Annotated in this window: 16 protein-coding genes; 9 read left to right on the top strand and 7 right to left on the bottom strand. The window is 71.0% G+C overall.

Annotation, left to right across the window (positions count from 1 at the left end):
* Positions 1-17 precede the first annotated feature (17 nt).
* The 4 genes from AOK23_RS13050 to AOK23_RS13065 form a co-directional block, all read right to left on the bottom strand.
* A complete protein-coding gene (locus tag AOK23_RS13050) occupies positions 18-611 on the bottom strand; it encodes a transglutaminase-like domain-containing protein (RefSeq protein WP_055712880.1) in 594 nt (197 codons plus the stop codon).
* A gap of 87 nt (positions 612-698) precedes the next feature.
* Entirely contained in the window at positions 699-1,769 is a 1,071-nt protein-coding gene (locus tag AOK23_RS13055) for a threonine aldolase family protein (RefSeq protein ID WP_055712881.1), read from the bottom strand.
* A complete protein-coding gene (locus tag AOK23_RS13060) occupies positions 1,766-2,518 on the bottom strand; it encodes an SDR family oxidoreductase (RefSeq protein WP_055712882.1) in 753 nt (250 codons plus the stop codon). The genes AOK23_RS13055 and AOK23_RS13060 overlap by 4 nt, the downstream gene beginning before the upstream one ends.
* Positions 2,519-2,565: 47 nt before the next feature.
* Positions 2,566-3,963 (bottom strand): DUF6421 family protein, encoded by a 1,398-nt coding sequence (locus AOK23_RS13065; protein ID WP_055712883.1) that lies wholly within the window; start codon positions 3,961-3,963, stop codon positions 2,566-2,568.
* Between the two features lie 409 nt (positions 3,964-4,372).
* Between AOK23_RS13065 and AOK23_RS13070 the strand changes: the two genes are divergently transcribed.
* Positions 4,373-5,056, top strand: coding sequence for a glycerophosphodiester phosphodiesterase (locus tag AOK23_RS13070; RefSeq protein WP_055712884.1), 684 nt, complete (start codon positions 4,373-4,375; stop codon positions 5,054-5,056).
* On the opposite strand, the gene AOK23_RS13075 is transcribed toward AOK23_RS13070, so the two are convergent.
* Positions 5,046-5,597: a GNAT family N-acetyltransferase gene (locus AOK23_RS13075; protein ID WP_055712885.1), complete on the bottom strand. Its 552-nt coding sequence runs from the start codon at positions 5,595-5,597 to the stop codon at positions 5,046-5,048. The genes AOK23_RS13070 and AOK23_RS13075 overlap by 11 nt on opposite strands.
* A 74-nt stretch (positions 5,598-5,671) precedes the next feature.
* Here AOK23_RS13075 and AOK23_RS13080 point away from each other — a divergent pair, with 74 nt between their 5' ends.
* Entirely contained in the window at positions 5,672-6,064 is a 393-nt protein-coding gene (locus AOK23_RS13080) for a VOC family protein (protein ID WP_055712886.1), read from the top strand.
* 150 nt (positions 6,065-6,214) lie between these two features.
* A complete protein-coding gene (locus AOK23_RS13085) occupies positions 6,215-6,979 on the top strand; it encodes a VOC family protein (protein WP_055712887.1) in 765 nt (254 codons plus the stop codon).
* A gap of 36 nt (positions 6,980-7,015) precedes the next feature.
* Here the strand turns inward: AOK23_RS13085 and AOK23_RS13090 are convergent, their stop codons facing one another.
* Positions 7,016-7,564, bottom strand: a complete 549-nt coding sequence (locus AOK23_RS13090; RefSeq protein WP_055712888.1) for a MarR family winged helix-turn-helix transcriptional regulator — start codon at positions 7,562-7,564, stop codon at positions 7,016-7,018.
* Between the two features lie 269 nt (positions 7,565-7,833).
* On the opposite strand from AOK23_RS13090, the gene AOK23_RS13095 reads away from it, so the two are divergent.
* The 5 genes from AOK23_RS13095 (at position 7,834) to AOK23_RS13115 (ending at position 11,789) form a co-directional block, all read left to right on the top strand.
* Positions 7,834-8,382 carry a DUF5134 domain-containing protein gene (locus AOK23_RS13095; RefSeq protein WP_055712889.1) on the top strand — a complete coding sequence of 183 codons (549 nt, stop codon included), beginning with the start codon at positions 7,834-7,836 and terminating at the stop codon, positions 8,380-8,382.
* A 75-nt stretch (positions 8,383-8,457) separates the two neighbouring features.
* A complete protein-coding gene (locus AOK23_RS13100) occupies positions 8,458-9,393 on the top strand; it encodes a M56 family metallopeptidase (protein WP_055712890.1) in 936 nt (311 codons plus the stop codon).
* Between the two features lie 140 nt (positions 9,394-9,533).
* Complete coding sequence (locus AOK23_RS13105; RefSeq protein WP_055712891.1) at positions 9,534-10,217, top strand: phosphatase PAP2 family protein; 684 nt, start codon at positions 9,534-9,536, stop codon at positions 10,215-10,217.
* Positions 10,218-10,249: 32 nt separating this feature from the next.
* Positions 10,250-10,948, top strand: coding sequence for an HAD family hydrolase (locus AOK23_RS13110; RefSeq protein ID WP_055712892.1), 699 nt, complete (start codon positions 10,250-10,252; stop codon positions 10,946-10,948).
* Positions 10,949-11,138: 190 nt separating this feature from the next.
* The gene (locus AOK23_RS13115; RefSeq protein ID WP_055712893.1) at positions 11,139-11,789 is read left to right on the top strand and encodes a TetR/AcrR family transcriptional regulator; all 651 of its coding nucleotides are present in this window, start codon (positions 11,139-11,141) and stop codon (positions 11,787-11,789) included.
* An 18-nt stretch (positions 11,790-11,807) separates the two neighbouring features.
* Here the strand turns inward: AOK23_RS13115 and AOK23_RS13120 are convergent, their stop codons facing one another.
* Entirely contained in the window at positions 11,808-13,319 is a 1,512-nt protein-coding gene (locus AOK23_RS13120; protein WP_055712894.1) for an LVIVD repeat-containing protein, read from the bottom strand.
* A gap of 193 nt (positions 13,320-13,512) precedes the next feature.
* On the opposite strand from AOK23_RS13120, the gene AOK23_RS13125 reads away from it, so the two are divergent.
* Positions 13,513-14,178 carry a DUF305 domain-containing protein gene (locus AOK23_RS13125; protein ID WP_055712895.1) on the top strand — a complete coding sequence of 222 codons (666 nt, stop codon included), beginning with the start codon at positions 13,513-13,515 and terminating at the stop codon, positions 14,176-14,178.
* The last annotated feature ends 215 nt before the right edge of the window (positions 14,179-14,393 follow it).

Genomic DNA, 14,393 nt, shown 5'->3' on the forward strand with positions numbered 1-14,393 from the left:
GTCCCGGGACAACACACCTAGAGCGCCGCGGGGAGCGTCTCCCAGAGCCGCGTCCGGTCGGGCGCGGCCCTGAGGGCTGCGACGACGTCGGGGTGCGGCGCGGCGTGGAGGACCGGGTAGTCGCACTCCCCTGCCGCCGGGTCGGGGACCCACGCCAGTCGCTCCCCGGTGAGGGAGAAGCGGGCGTCCACGCCGGGTTTGTTGCCGCGGGGGTCCTGCCGGTGCCACCCCCCGTCGAGGCGCACGGCGACCAGACCGTGCACGGCGTGTCCGCCGCCGTCGTCGTGCGCCAGCCGCTGGTAGCAGAGGGCCGTCGGGATGTCCTCGGCCCGCAGCAGCGCGGTCAGCGCGTGCGCCTTGGCGTAGCAGATGCCGGTGCCCTGCTCCAGGACGTCCGAGGCGCGCCAGGTGACGCGCGGGTCGCCGGCGTCCGCCGAGTGCGGGATGGCGTCACGGACGAACTCGAAGGCCACTCGCGCATAGTCATACGAGTCGATTGACTGGCGGGCCAGCCGTGCGGCGGTCTCATGCACCACCGGGTGGTGGTGGTCGATGACGTCGTCGGCGGCCAAGTAGGCGGACAGGTCAGGGGTTTCCTGGATCAGCTCCATGCCGGCAGAGCATAGAAATACGATCACCCGAGAGTCAATGCATTCTCGGGTAACCGTATATCTATGCAATCTGTTCCAGGGTGACCCTCAGCGGGCCATCTCCTCCTTCAGCGCCGCCACGAACCGGTCGACGTCGTCCTCGGTCGTGTCGAAGGAGCACATCCAGCGGACGACGCCCGCGGCCTCGTCCCAGAAGTAGAAGCGGAACCGCTTCTGCAGACGCTCGCTCACCTCGTGCGGCAGCCGGGCGAAGACCCCGTTGGCCTGGACCGGATACAGCACCTCGACCCCGTGGACGGCGCGGACGCCCTCGGCGAGGCGCTGCGCCATCTCGTTGGAGTGGCGGGCGTTGCGCAGCCACAGGTCCTTGGCGAGCAGCGCCTCCAACTGCACGGAGACGAAACGCATCTTGGAGGCGAGCTGCATGGACAGCTTCCGCAGATGCTTCATCCGCCGGACGGCGTCCTGGTTGATGACGACGACGGCCTCGCCGAACATCGCACCGTTCTTGGTGCCGCCCAGGGAGAGGATGTCCACGCCGACGGCGTCGGTGAAGGTGCGCATCGGCACGTCCAGCGAGGCGGCCGCGTTGGCTATCCGGGAGCCGTCCAGGTGCACCTTCATGCCGTGCGCGTGGGCGTGCTCGCAGATCGCGCGGATCTCGTCGGGCGTGTAGAGCGTGCCCAGTTCCGTGCTCTGGGTGATCGAGACGACCTGTGGCATCGCCCGGTGCTCGTCCTCCCAGCCGTACGCCTGCCGGTCGATCAGCTCGGGGGTGAGCTTGCCGTCCGGGGTGGGCACCGTGAGCAGCTTCAGTCCGCCGATCCGCTCCGGCGCACCGCACTCGTCGACGTTGATGTGGGCGCTCTCGGCGCAGATCACCGCGCCCCAGCGGTCGGTGACCGCCTGGAGCGCGACGACGTTGGCGCCGGTGCCGTTGAAGACCGGGAACGCCTCGGCGGTGGCGCCGAAGTGGCTGCGGATGATCCGCTGGAGGTTCTCGGTGTAGTCGTCCTCGCCGTACGCGACCTGGTGCCCGCCGTTGGCCAGGGCCAGGGCGGCGAGCACCTCGGGGTGGACCCCCGCGTAGTTGTCGCTGGCGAAGCCGCGGACCTCCGGGTCGTGATGGCGTCGTGCGTCGGTCCTGGGGGGATTCACGGCTTCTCGGTGAGCCACAGACGGTTCCCGTTCACTTCGGCGGCGGGCTTCTCCCAGACGTCGACGATGGCCTCGGCCAGCTCCCTGACGTCGGTGAACCCCGCGAACTTCGCGTTGGGGCGGTCAGCGCGCATCGCGTCGTGCACCAATGCCTTGACCACCAGGATGGCAGCCGCGGACGTGGGTCCCTCCGACCCCCCGGCCTTGCGGAAGTAGTCCGCCATGGCCAGCGTCCACGCCTCGGCGGCGGCCTTGGCGGAGGCGTAGGCGGCGTTGCCCGCGGTGGGCTTGCTCGCGCCGGCCGCGCTGATCAGGAGGTACCGGCCGCGGTCGCTGCGCTGGAGCGCCTCGTGGAAGGCGAGGGAGGTGTGCTGCACGGTGCGGATGAGCAGCATCTCCAGGAAGTCCCAGTCGTCGAGGCTGGTCCTGGTGAAGGTCTCGCTGCCGCGCCAGCCGCCGACGAGGTGGACGAGGCCGTCGACCCGGCCGAAGTCCTTCTCCACGCGCGTCGCCCAGTCGCGGGTCGACTTGAGGTCCAACAGATCGACCGTGTCGCCGACGACGGTGGCGCCGCCGTGCGCGTAGCGGGCCGCGTCCACCGCCTCGGACAGGCGCTCCGGGTCGTTGTCGGAGCCGACGACGATCGCGCCGGCCTCGGCGAGCCGCAGCAGCGCCGCCCGGCCCGCGGGCCCGCCCGCGCCCGCCACCGCGATCACCGCGCCGCTGAGTGCTCCGTTACCGTTCCCCATGGTCTTCGCCTCCTGAGCAGCCACTGTGACCTCTGCGGATCGGGCGCTCACGCGGCGGCCCGCTCGGCGTTCGCCGCGGTGATGCCCTTGGTGGAGGCGATCACGTTCTTGAGCTTCTTGGCGAGCGCCTCATAGAACATGCTGAGCGGAAACTCGTCCGGAAGCACGTCGTCGACGAGCTTGCGCGGCGGCTGCGTCAGATCCAGGGCGTCGGGACCCTTGGCCCAGCGGGAGCCGGGGTGGGGTGCGAGGTAGGTGGAGACCAGCTCGTAGCCGGCGAACCAGTGGACCAGCTTCGGGCGGTCGATGCCGTCGCGGTAGAGCTTCTCGATCTCGGCGCACAGCTCATTGGTGACCTGCGGGGCGCGCTGCCAGTCGATGAACAGCTTGTTGTCGGTCCAGCGGACGACGTCGTGCTTGTGCAGGTAGGCGAAGAGCAGCTGGCCGCCGAGGCCGTCGTAGTTGCGCACGCGCTCACCGGTGACCGGGAAGCGGAACATCCGGTCGAACAGCACCGCGTACTGCACGTCGCGGGCCTGCGGCACCCCGTCGGACTCCAGCTTCACGGCCTCCTTGAAGGCGGTGAGGTCGCAGCGCAGCTCCTCGAGGCCGTACATCCAGAACGGCTGGCGCTGCTTGATCATGAAGGGGTCGAAGGGCAGGTCGCCGTGGCTGTGGGTGCGGTCGTGGACCATGTCCCACAGGACGAAGGCCTCCTCGCAGCGCTTCTGGTCGTGGACCATCGCGGCGATGTCCTCGGGGAGCTCCAGGCCGAGGATGTCGACGGCGGCGTCGGTCACCCGGCGGAAGCGGGCGGCCTCGCGGTCACAGAAGATGCCACCCCAGGAGAATCGTTCCGGCGCCTCGCGGACGGCGATCGTCTCGGGGAAGAGGACGGCGGAGTTGGTGTCGTAGCCGGCCGTGAAGTCCTCGAACTTGATGCCGCAGAACAGCGGGTTGTCGTAGCGGGTGCGCTCCAGTTCGGCCAGCCACTCGGGCCAGACCATGCGCAGCACGACCGCTTCGAGATTGCGGTCGGGGTTGCCGTTCTGCGTGTACATCGGGAAGACGACCATGTGCTGGAGGCCGTCCCGGCGGTCGGCGGCCGGCTGGAAGGCCAGCAGCGAGTCGAGGAAGTCCGGCACCTCGAAGCCGTCCTCGGCCCACCGGCGCAGGTCCTTGACGAGCGCCTCGTGGTACGCCGCGTCGTGCGGCAGCAGCGCGGAGAGCTCCTCCACGGCGCCGATGACATCGCGTACGGCCTGCTCGGCGTCGGCGGCGCCGGGCGCACCCTCGGCGTCGAAGTCGATCGAGCCGTCCTTGGACTGCCATGGCCGGATCCGCTCCACGGCATCCTTGAGCACGGGCCAGGCCGGGTGCTCCACCACCCTACCGACCGGAGGAACAGCGCCCTCCGCACCCACCTGCACAAGAATTTCCGTCATGACCCATCCTCCACGGGAGAACCTTTCGTACGGACACCGTATGTAGGGAAGCTCGTCTCCCGCAAGGTCGATCACTTGACCAAGCCGGAAATTCTCCCGCCACCCCCAGTACCTAACCGCTGAATCTCCTGTCACACGCGTCCCAGGTCACAGTTTGTGCGAGGCCATCGGCCAGAGGGGTCGTCGGGGTCAACGCGCACCGGACTCGCCCACTCAGGGATGACCCGGTTCGCGCGGACACGCGAGGAAACGGTCCTGTTCTCCGACGTGACACGGCCTGAGATGGCTCGAAAGGGCTTGTGCACGTACGGATGCATCGCGGGGCCGGACGACTACGCTGCGGCCCAGCCGCGTGCCGTCCCCTCCCGGTCACGCGGCCCGAGCCGCCGTCGACGGAAGCGAGTCCACCTTGAACTTCCTCACCATCGGTCACCGCGGAGTCATGGGTGTCGAACCGGAGAACACCCTGCGTTCCTTCGTCGCCGCCGATCGCGCGGGCCTCGACGTCATCGAACTCGATCTGCATCTGAGCAAGGACGGCGCACTCGTCGTCATGCACGACGCGGATGTGGACCGGACGACCGACGGCACGGGCCCCATCGCCGACAAGACCCTCACCGAGCTGCGCGCCCTCGACGCGGGGCGCGGCGAGCGGATCCCCACCTTCGAGGAGGTGCTCGACGCCGTCCAGGCGCCTTTGCAGGCCGAGATCAAGGACACGGCGGCGGCCCGCGCCCTCGCCGAGGTCATGCACCGGCGCGACCTCGTGGGACGGGTCGAGGTGCTGTCCTTCCACGACGAGGCGGTCGCCGAGATCGCCCGGCTCGTCCCCGGCGTGCGCACCGCGCTGGTCGCCAGCCGGTACGGCCTGGACGTGGTGGACCGGGCGGTCGCGGTGGGCGCCTCCACCCTCGTCCTGAACATCCGGCGGCTCACCCTGGAGGTCGTCGAGCACGCCCGCAAGGCGAATCTGCGCATCATCGGCTGGGTGGTCAACACCCAGGACCATCTGCGGCTGGTCCGCGCGCTGCAGCTGGACGGCGCGACCACGGACTACCCGGACATCAAACGCACCGGCCGCTTCACGGCGTGACCGGCTGCCCCAGCTCCTTCACCAGCAGCTCGAAGCGCAGGTCGTCCCGCAGCGGGATGCCGAAGCGCTCGTCGCCGTACGGGAACGGGCTCATGCGTCCCGTACGGCGGTAGCCGCGCCGCTCGTACCAGGCGATGAGGTCGTCCCGTACGGAGATCACCGTCATGTGCATCTCCCCGGCGGCCCAGGTCTCGACCGCGATCCGCTCGGCCTCGGCGATGATCGTCTTGCCGAGGCCGGCGCCCTGGAGCGCCGGGCTCACCGCGAACATCCCGAAGTAGACGTGGTCGCCGCGGTGTTCGAGCTGGCAGCAGGCGACGACCGTGCCGTCCCGCTCCACGGTGAGCAGCCGGCTGCCGGGCGACTTGATGACGTCCAGGACGCCCTGCGGGTCGGTGCGCCGCCCGTCGAGGATGTCCGCCTCCGTGGTCCAGCCGACCCGGCTGGAGTCCCCCCGGTACGCCGACTCGATCAACGCGACGAGCACGTCCACGTCGGCGTCGGTGGCATCACGGAAGGTCAGGCCGGGGGCGGTGTCCATGGGCGCTCCTGACGGATCTGGCTGCGGCGCGGGCACGCTGAAGCGTAGTCCCGCGCCCACTAGGCTCCGACGGCATGGTCCATGTACTGAGCAGCCGTACCCTTCTGCGCCCCACCGACCCGGAGCGCTCCCGTGTCTTCTACGGCGAGAAGCTGGGGCTTCCCGTGTACCGCGAGTTCGGTACGGGTGACCACCGGGGTGTCGTGTACTTCCTCGGCGGCGGTTTCCTGGAGGTCGCCGGGCGCTCCGACACCCCGCCCTCGCCCGCGCTGAAGCTGTGGCTCCAGGTGGCGGACGTGGCGGCGGCGCACGAGGAGCTGGTGGCGGCCGGGGTGGAGGTGCGGCGGCCGCCGGTGAAGGAGCCGTGGGGGCTGATCGAGATGTGGATCGCCGACCCGGACGGTACGGAGATCGTGCTGGTGGAGATCCCCGCGGACCATCCGCTGCGGTACCGGCCCGGCATCTGACCCGGCCCGCCGGCCGCCGGCCCGGTGGCTGCCCGGCCCGCACCGGTCCTCCGCCGGACGCTCCACCGGGGCGCTCGTGTCCCCGGTGGCCGGGTGCCGGGATGCGGGCATAGCGTGCTGGTGGGGGCCGTCCCTTCCACGAGGAGCGCCATGAAGCTCGACAGGCCGGTGACCGGCGGGCCCTGCTGGACCGAGCTGGGGACCAGTGATCTGGAGGCGGCCAAGCGGTTCTACACCGAGCTGTTCGGATGGCGTCCGGAGACCGACCCGCGCCAGGAGGCCGGCGGGTACACGGTGGCACACCTGGGCGACGCCGCCGTCGCCGCCCTCGCGCCGCTGTACCAGGAGTCGCAGCCGGTGGCCTGGAACGTGTCGTTCGCGGTGGCCGACGCGGACGCCGCGGTCGGGTCGGTGCGGGCGGCCGGCGGATCGATCGTCCTGGAGCCCATGGACGTCTTCGACATCGGGCGGTTCGCGGTGGCGTTCGACCCGGGCGGCGCGGCCTTCCAGCTCTGGGAGGCCCGCACCTTCCCCGGTGCCGGTCTGTTCAACGCGCCCGGCGCCCTCGGCTGGGTGGAGCTGCTGACCCGCGCGCCGGAGGGGGCCGAGGCCTTCTACACCACCGTGTTCGGCTGGACCGTGCACGCCTCCGAGCACTACACGCAGTGGGGCATCGCCGGCGCCGACTTCGGCGGCATGATCACCATGGACGAGAAGTTCCCGCACGAGGTGCCCTCGCACTGGCTGCCCTACTTCGCCGTCGAGGACGTGGACGACACCGCCCGGATCGCCGTCGGCGCCGGGGGCACCGTCCTCATGGAGCCGACCACGGTGCCGGAGGGCCCGCGCATCGCCGTGCTGCGCGATCCCCAGGGCGCCATGTTCGGCGTCCACCTGGCGGACGAGGAGCGCTGAGCCCCTGCCGCCGTCGGCCGTGCGCGCGCCGGGGCCTCAGGTGCGCGGCAGGCCCAGCCGGCCCTCCAGCTGGATCAGCAACTCCCCCAGCAGCCCGGCCAGTTCACGGCGGTCGTCGGTGCCGACCCCGGACAGCACATTCGTCTCGTAGGCCAGTTGCTCCGGCAGGACGCTGTCCACGAGGTCACGGCCGGAGTCCGTGAGGCGGACATGGGCGACGCGCCGGTCCCGGGCGTCGCCGCGCCGCTCCACCAGCCCGCGCTCGCTGAGCAGCTTGAGGCGTTTGGTGACGGCCGCGCCGGAGGCGAACGTCTCGCGGGCGATCTCACTGGGCGTCAGCTCGTGGCCGGTGCGGCGCAGGGTGCCGAGGACGTCGAACTCGGGGCGGGTGAGCCCCGCGCGGCGCAGCGGCGCGTCCTCCGCCTGCTGGAGGAGGGCGGCGCAGCGGTTCACCCGGCCGATGATCTCCATGGGTCCGGTGTCGAGACCGGGGTGCACCGTCTGCCACTGACGCACCACCTTGGCGACCGTGTCCCCCAGAGCCGCGCCGCTCCCCGCCGCCGTCCGCCCGTTGCCTGCCGTCATGCCGGTGCGCCCTCCGAAGCGTGGAATCCGTGCTGTCGTGCCGTCGCCGTGAGCGTACGGCGTCCGGCCCGCCGGACGCCGTCACCCGCTCCGACGGCGGGGCGCGCGCACCCCTGCTCAGCCGCACCCCTGCTCAGCCGATGCACCCCGCGCGCTCCCCCGCATACTCCCGTGCGCTCGTCTGCGCGCCACCGGGCAGGGGCATGCCCTGACCGACTGGTCGACCTCACGGTCATCACTGTTCGACGCCGTCGAGCGTGGAGGTGCACGTGCACGGACCGGCTTCGCCCGGCTGGCTGCTGGTCGCGCTGTGCGCGCTGACCGGTGGGTACTGCCTGCTGCGGATGCGCAGCGCCGTCGAGGAGCAGCGCCGGGCCGCGGGCGGTGAGGCGCTCATGGGGTTCGGCATGGCCGCGATGGCCGTGCCCGCCGCCGCGGCGGCGCCCCCGCGCTGGGCCTGGCTGGCCTACGCCGTCGTGTTCGGCGCCGCCGCGCTGCGCGCGCTGTGGGCGGCCCGCACGAGCCCGCACCATCTGCACCATCTGGTGGGCGCTGTCGCCATGGTCTACATGGCGGTGGTGATGGCGGCCGCCCCCGGCGGGCACGGCGGCAGCGGGTCGCCGTTGCTGACCGGGACGCTTCTGCTGTACTTCGCCGGCTATGTGCTGTGGGCGGGCGTACGGCTGATGCCGGTGGCCGTCTCCGGGAGCGGGCGCGTGGCAGGGGTCGGGACCGGCTGGGGCGACCGGCCCGAGGTGGCGCGGGCCTGCCGGCTGTCGATGGGCATCGGGATGTTCACCATGCTGCTCACGGTGTGATCGACACCGTGGTCTGCGTCACTTGGGCCGCCCGGCCCATGTCGTCGCGCCCCGTCCCGCTCATAGGCTTCGCCCATGATGGTCCCCGCGGCGTTGTTGCTGCTCGGCGCCCTGACCGCCGTCCTCGCTCCGCGACTGCTGGCCCGGGCGGACTGGCCGGACCGTGAACCGGTGGTCGCGCTGTGGGTGTGGCAGTGCGTCGTGGCGGCCGTCCTGCTGTGCTGCACGCTGTCGATGGCGCTGAGCGCGGCCGCCGCCTGGACGGCGGTGCGCGGGCCACTGTTCGCGCCGGCGCCGCACCGGGTGGTCGAGGCGTACGCACTGGGCACCGGTGGTTCGTGGGCGGCGGTCACCGCGGTAGCGCTCGCGTGCGGCGGGGTGTGGACCGGGGCGATGCTGGTCGGCGAGATCGCGCTGGCCCGGCGGCACCGGCGGCGGCGGGAGGCGGAGATCCTGCGCCGGGCGCCGCTGTTGCCCGGCGAGGAGCCGGGGGCGGACCGGCTCGTGGTGGTGGAGGGCGAGCGGCCGGACGCCTGGTGGCTGCCCGGTCCGGCGCCCCGACTGGTCATCACCACCGCCGCGTTGCGTCGGCTGAAGGGCCGGCAGGTGGACGCGGTCGTCGCGCACGAGCAGGGGCACGCGCGGGCCCGGCACGACTGGCTGCTGCACTGCTCGGCGGCGCTGGCGGGCGGTTTCCCGCGGGTGCCGGTGTTCGCCGCGTTCCGCGACGAGATGCACCGCCTGGTCGAACTCGCCGCCGACGACACCGCCTCCCGGCGCCACGGACGCCTGACGACCGCCCTCGCCCTCGTCGGGCTCAACGAGGACCGGGGCGTGTTCGGGCCGTGCTCGGCCCCCGAGGACCATGTGCCGCGGCGCGTCCACCGGCTGCTCGCTCCCCCGGACCGGCTCACGCCCGTGCGCCGGCTGCGGCTGACCGCGTGCGCGGCCCTGCTGCCCGCGCTGCCGGTTCTGGTGGCTTTCGTACCGGGGTTGCGGGCACTCGGTTAACCGTGACCCGGCAAAGAACCGACAAAGGGAAACCCAAGAACAACGCGCGAGGCACGGCTCGTGCTCCGGTCGCGGCGCGTGACAGTGATCTCACGCCCCGGCGTTGGCACGGAGCCCCACGGGTCGGCGAGGATCGCTGCATGCACACCCCCACCGTCGACGCGCCGCCCCACCGGCCGCCGAACTCCCGCACCGTCCGCGTCGCCGCGGCTCTCGCGGCGCCCACCGTCCTGCTGCTCGTCCTGGTCGCGCTCTCCTGGGCGCCGCTGACGTCCCTGGACGACGGCATCGCGGACACCACCCACAGATGGGCCGTCGCCGAGTCCGGGATCACCCACGCCTTCCGCATCCTCACGGACTGGGTGTGGGACCCGGTGACGATGCGCCTGGTGTGCGCGGCCGCCGCGGTCTGGCTGGTGTGGCGGCACCGGGAGTGGTGGCTCGCGATCTGGCTGGCCGTCACCTGTGCGGTGGGCACGGCGCTCCAGCAGGGCCTGAAGGCCGCCGTCGGCCGGGAGCGGCCCGCGTGGCCCGACCCCGTGGACTCCGCCCACTACGCCGCCTTCCCGTCGGGCCACGCCATGACGGCGACCGTGGTGTGCGGTCTGCTGCTGTGGCTCCTCCATCTGTACGGCGCCGGACGCGTCGTCACGCGGGTCGCGCTGGCGGTGTCCGTGGTGTCGGTCCTCGGTGTGGGTCTGACCAGGATCTGGCTGGGCGTGCACTGGGCGTCGGACGTGGTGGGCGGCTGGCTGCTGGGCGCGCTGACCGTGGCACTGGCCGTGATGGCGTACGAGAAGTGGGGTGCGCCGAGGCGTACTTGACCGGGGCGGGGCCACCGCGAAGGATCGCCGCCATGACGATCAAAGGCGTGCTGTTCGACTTCTCCGGGACCCTCTTCCGTATCGAGTCCGGCGAGTCCTGGCTGCGGGCGGTGCTCGCGGACACCGGTGTCGACCTGCCCGAGCCGGAGGTGGTGCGGGCCGCCGAGGCGCTGGAGCGGGCGGGCGCGCTGCCCGGCGGGCCCGCCCCCGTGGAGCCGCCGACCGGCGAGCTGGGTGAGCTGTGGACGGTCCGGGACCGGAGCGCCGAGCAGCATCGGGCGGCCTTCACGGGGCTGTCCCGGCGGGTGTCCCTGCCCGACCCCGCGCTCCACGACGCGCTCTACGACCGCCATATGACGCCGCCCGCGTGGCGCCCGTACCCGGACGCCGCCGAGGTGCTCGCCGGTCTGCGGGAGCGGGGGGTGGCCGTCGGCGTGGTGAGCAACATCGGCTGGGATCTGCGACCGGTGTTCCGCGCGCACGGTCTCGCCCCGTACGTGGACACCTATGTGCTGTCGTACGAACACGGCATCCAGAAGCCGGACCCGCGGTTGTTCACGCTCGCCTGCGAGGCGCTCGGCGTCGACGCACGGGACACGCTGATGGTCGGTGACGACCGCCGGGCCGACGGCGGCGCGGCGGCCCTGGGCTGCGCGGTGCACTTCGTGGACCATCTGCCCGCGGACAGCCGGCCGGACGGACTGCGCCCGGTGCTGGGGCTGGTGGACTGAGACACCGTCCGGTCAGGGTCCGTCGGGCGGGTCGCGGCGTCCGGGGCGCCGTCGCCGGCGACCCGTCGTCCGTCCCGGACCGTCCCCCGTGCGGCCCGGGACGGACAGCGGCCGGGAGGGACACACAGGGTCGCCGCCCGGAAGCGCTGAGTATAGTTGGCTGGCAGCCAGTCAACGCAGGAGTTACAGGATGTCCCCGCGCAGCGCCTCGGTCAATGAAGAGTTGCGTCGCCGTTCCCGGGAGCGACTGCTGCAGGCCGCCGTCGAGTTGGTGGACGAGCGGGGTTACGAGGCCACGACCCTCGGGGACATCGCGGACCGCGCGGGATCGGCACGGGGCCTGGTGTCGTACTACTTCCCCGGCAAGCGCCAGTTGGTCCAGTCGGCGGTGCACCGGTTGATGCACCGGACGCTGGAGGAGGCGCTGGAGGGCGAGCCGCGCAGCGACGACGGGCGGGAGCGGATGGCGCGGGCGGTCGACGCGATCCTGCGACTGGCCCTGGACCGGCCCGTGCTGATGCGTCAGCACATGGCGGGGCTGCTCCAGGCCAAGGAGGGATTCGTGCAGTGCGCCGAACAGCAGCGGCTGGGCGAACTGCTGCGGGACACGGTGACCCGGAACGGCTCCGCGGACCCGGAGGCCGACTACCCGCTGCTGCGGGCCCTGTTGATGGGTGCCGTGTACGCGATGGTGCTGCCGAACGCGCCGCTGCCGGTCACCACCCTGCGCGCGGAGCTCTTTCGGCGCTACGGACTCGACTGGGAGTCGGGTGTCCCGCCGACCCCCGAGGGGACCGGCGGGACGTACGACAGGGATCTGTCGCGTTTCTTCGCCACCTGACGGTGTCGGTCCGGCGTCCTACCAGCCGAAGTCGAAGTAGTCCGGCTGCGTCTGCACGTTCAGCTCACGCTGGTGGACCCAGCGGGCGGGGTTCGTGCGCCGGTCGTCGATCTTCAGGACGTCGAATCCCTTGACCATGTCGTTCGAGTAGATGTAGCCGTTGTAGTAGTACGCCGACCAGGCACCGCCGCCGACCAGCGTGTCCGTGGAGATGGGACCGCGCTCGAAGTAGGCGATCTCCTTGGGGTTGGCGGAGTCGGTGAAGTCCCAGACGGACACACCGCCCTGGTACCAGGCCTGGACCATGATGTCCTTGCCCTTGACCGGGATCAGCGAGCCGTTGTGGGCGACGCAGTTCTCGGTGTTCGCCTGATGGCGGGGGATCTTGTAGTAGCTCTTGAAGACGAGCTTGCGGTGGTCGCCCCTGCCGACGATGTCGTAGATGCCGTCGGCGCCGCGGTTCGGGCCGATCTCCGCGTTGCAGGTGGCCGCGCCGCCGCCGCCCAACTCGTCGGTGAAGACGACCTTGTTGGCCTTCTGGTTGAAGGTCGCCGAGTGCCAGAACGCGAAGTTCACATTGTCCTGGACCTGGTCGATGATCTTCGGGTTCTCCGGGTCCTCGATGGAGAACAGGATGCCGTCACCCATGCACGCGCCGGCCGCGAGGTCCTTCGACGGCAGCACCGTGATGTCGTGGCAGCCGGTGGTCTTGGAGACGCCGGGGTTCGTGGGCCCACCCGGGTTGCCGCCGCCGTCCGGGCCCTCACCGGGGAAGAGGACGGGGAAGCCCACCACGGCCGCCTTCTCGGGGGCCCAGCGCGGCACCTTGATGACCGAGATGCCGTCGTGCGGCGGCTGGCAGTCGGGGAACGCCGCGTTCGGCGAGTACGACGAGACGTAGACGTAGACGTTCTTCCGCTTCGGCAGCAGCGTGTGGGTGTGCGAGCCGCAGGCGGTCTCGACGGCGGCGACGTACTTCGGGTTCGCCTTGTCGCTGATGTCGAAGATCTTCATGCCCTCCCACGAGGACTTCTCGCTCGCGGGCTGCGTGGTGCTGTTGCAGGAGCTGTCGCTGCGCGAGGAGTCCGTGGACAGGAAGAGCAGGTTCCCGGAGACGGAGATGTCGTTCTGGGAGCCCGGGCAGAGGACCTGGGCGACCGTCTTCGGGGCCCTGGGGTTGCTGATGTCGAAGATGCGGAAGCCGTCGTAGTTGCCGGCGAACGCGTACTTCCCCTGGAAGGCGAGGTCGGAGTTGGTGCCCGGCAGCGCCTCCTTCGGGATGTTGGTCAGGTGCTCGATGTTGGCGGAGTGGACGATCTCGTCCTTGCCGGGTATCTCACCGGCGGCGATCGCCTCGCGCGCCTCGGCCGCGTCGCTCTTGGAGACCTTCTCGCGCACGGTGGGCGCGTCCCCCGGGTCGGGAGTCGCCGCCGCCGGACCGGCCGTTAACAGCGCGGCCAGGAGTCCGGCCGCCGTGGCGGCCACCCCCAGCCGTCTGCGGCGCGTCCGAAGGTTGTTCAACAGGGTCACTGTGTCCTCCCTCGTAGCCGTTCGCAGTCGAACGGTTCAGGCACCTCCGAAGTATCGTCTTCAGCATGCACAGATCAACAGATGGCCATGTATTTGTAACGAACAAATTTGATCACCGGCACCTGAATGCCTGTTAGAAACGATCGTCAACCCTCGTCGCCTGTATGCCCGTTGCTCTGCCCAGGAGGTCACTGTGCTCGTTCGCCGCACATCCCGCGCGTCGCTGGTCACGGCCTCGTTGACGGCCGCTCTCCTCGCGCTCGCGGCCTGTGACTCGGGGTCGGACACCGAACCCGACGGCGCTTCCGCCCGGTCCGGCGGACCCGCGGTGATCGCGCCCGGAAAACCCGGTGAGGCGGCCCGTACCCTGTCACCCGAGGAGGCGGAAAAGCGGCGCGCCGAGGACGACTCGCCGAATTCCGCGGACTTCGCCTACGCCCGCATGATGATCGTGCACCACGGCCAGGCCCTGGAGATGACCGAACTCGCACCGAAGCACGCGAAGTCGACACAGGTGAAGCGGATCGCCGAGCGCATCTCGGCAGCCCAGAAGCCGGAGATCGAGGCGATGGAGGGCTGGCTGAAGGTCAACGACGGCGACAGGAAGGGCACGTCGCACGACCACGGGGAGATGCCCGGCATGGCGACCGAGGCGCAGCTGAAGGAACTCGGCACGCTCGACGGGGCGGAGTTCGATCGCCTCTTCCTGAAACTGATGATCACTCACCACGAGGGGGCGATCACGATGGCCACGGACGTCAAGACCCAGGGCAACAACATCCTGATCGAGGAGATGGCCGACGACGTGATCGCCCAGCAGACGACCGAGATCAGCAGGATGCGCGACCTCGTGGCCTAGGGGGGTGTTTCGAAAGTCCTGTGCGGTGCCCGCGGTGTCCGGTGCGTGCTCTCGGCGTGCCGGACGAAAGCTCTCGTACTGGACGTACTTGGGCTTTCGGCCGGTGCGGCGAGAGTGCGTGCCGGGCGCCGTGGGTGCTGTGCGGGACTTTCGAAACACCCCCTACGACTTCGTGCACGGTTGGCCGTGGCTCAGCGTTCAGGTGGCTCGTTGAA

This window comes from Streptomyces torulosus, from assembly GCF_001419765.1.
In the GTDB taxonomy this organism is placed as follows: Bacteria; Actinomycetota; Actinomycetes; order Streptomycetales; family Streptomycetaceae; genus Streptomyces; species Streptomyces torulosus.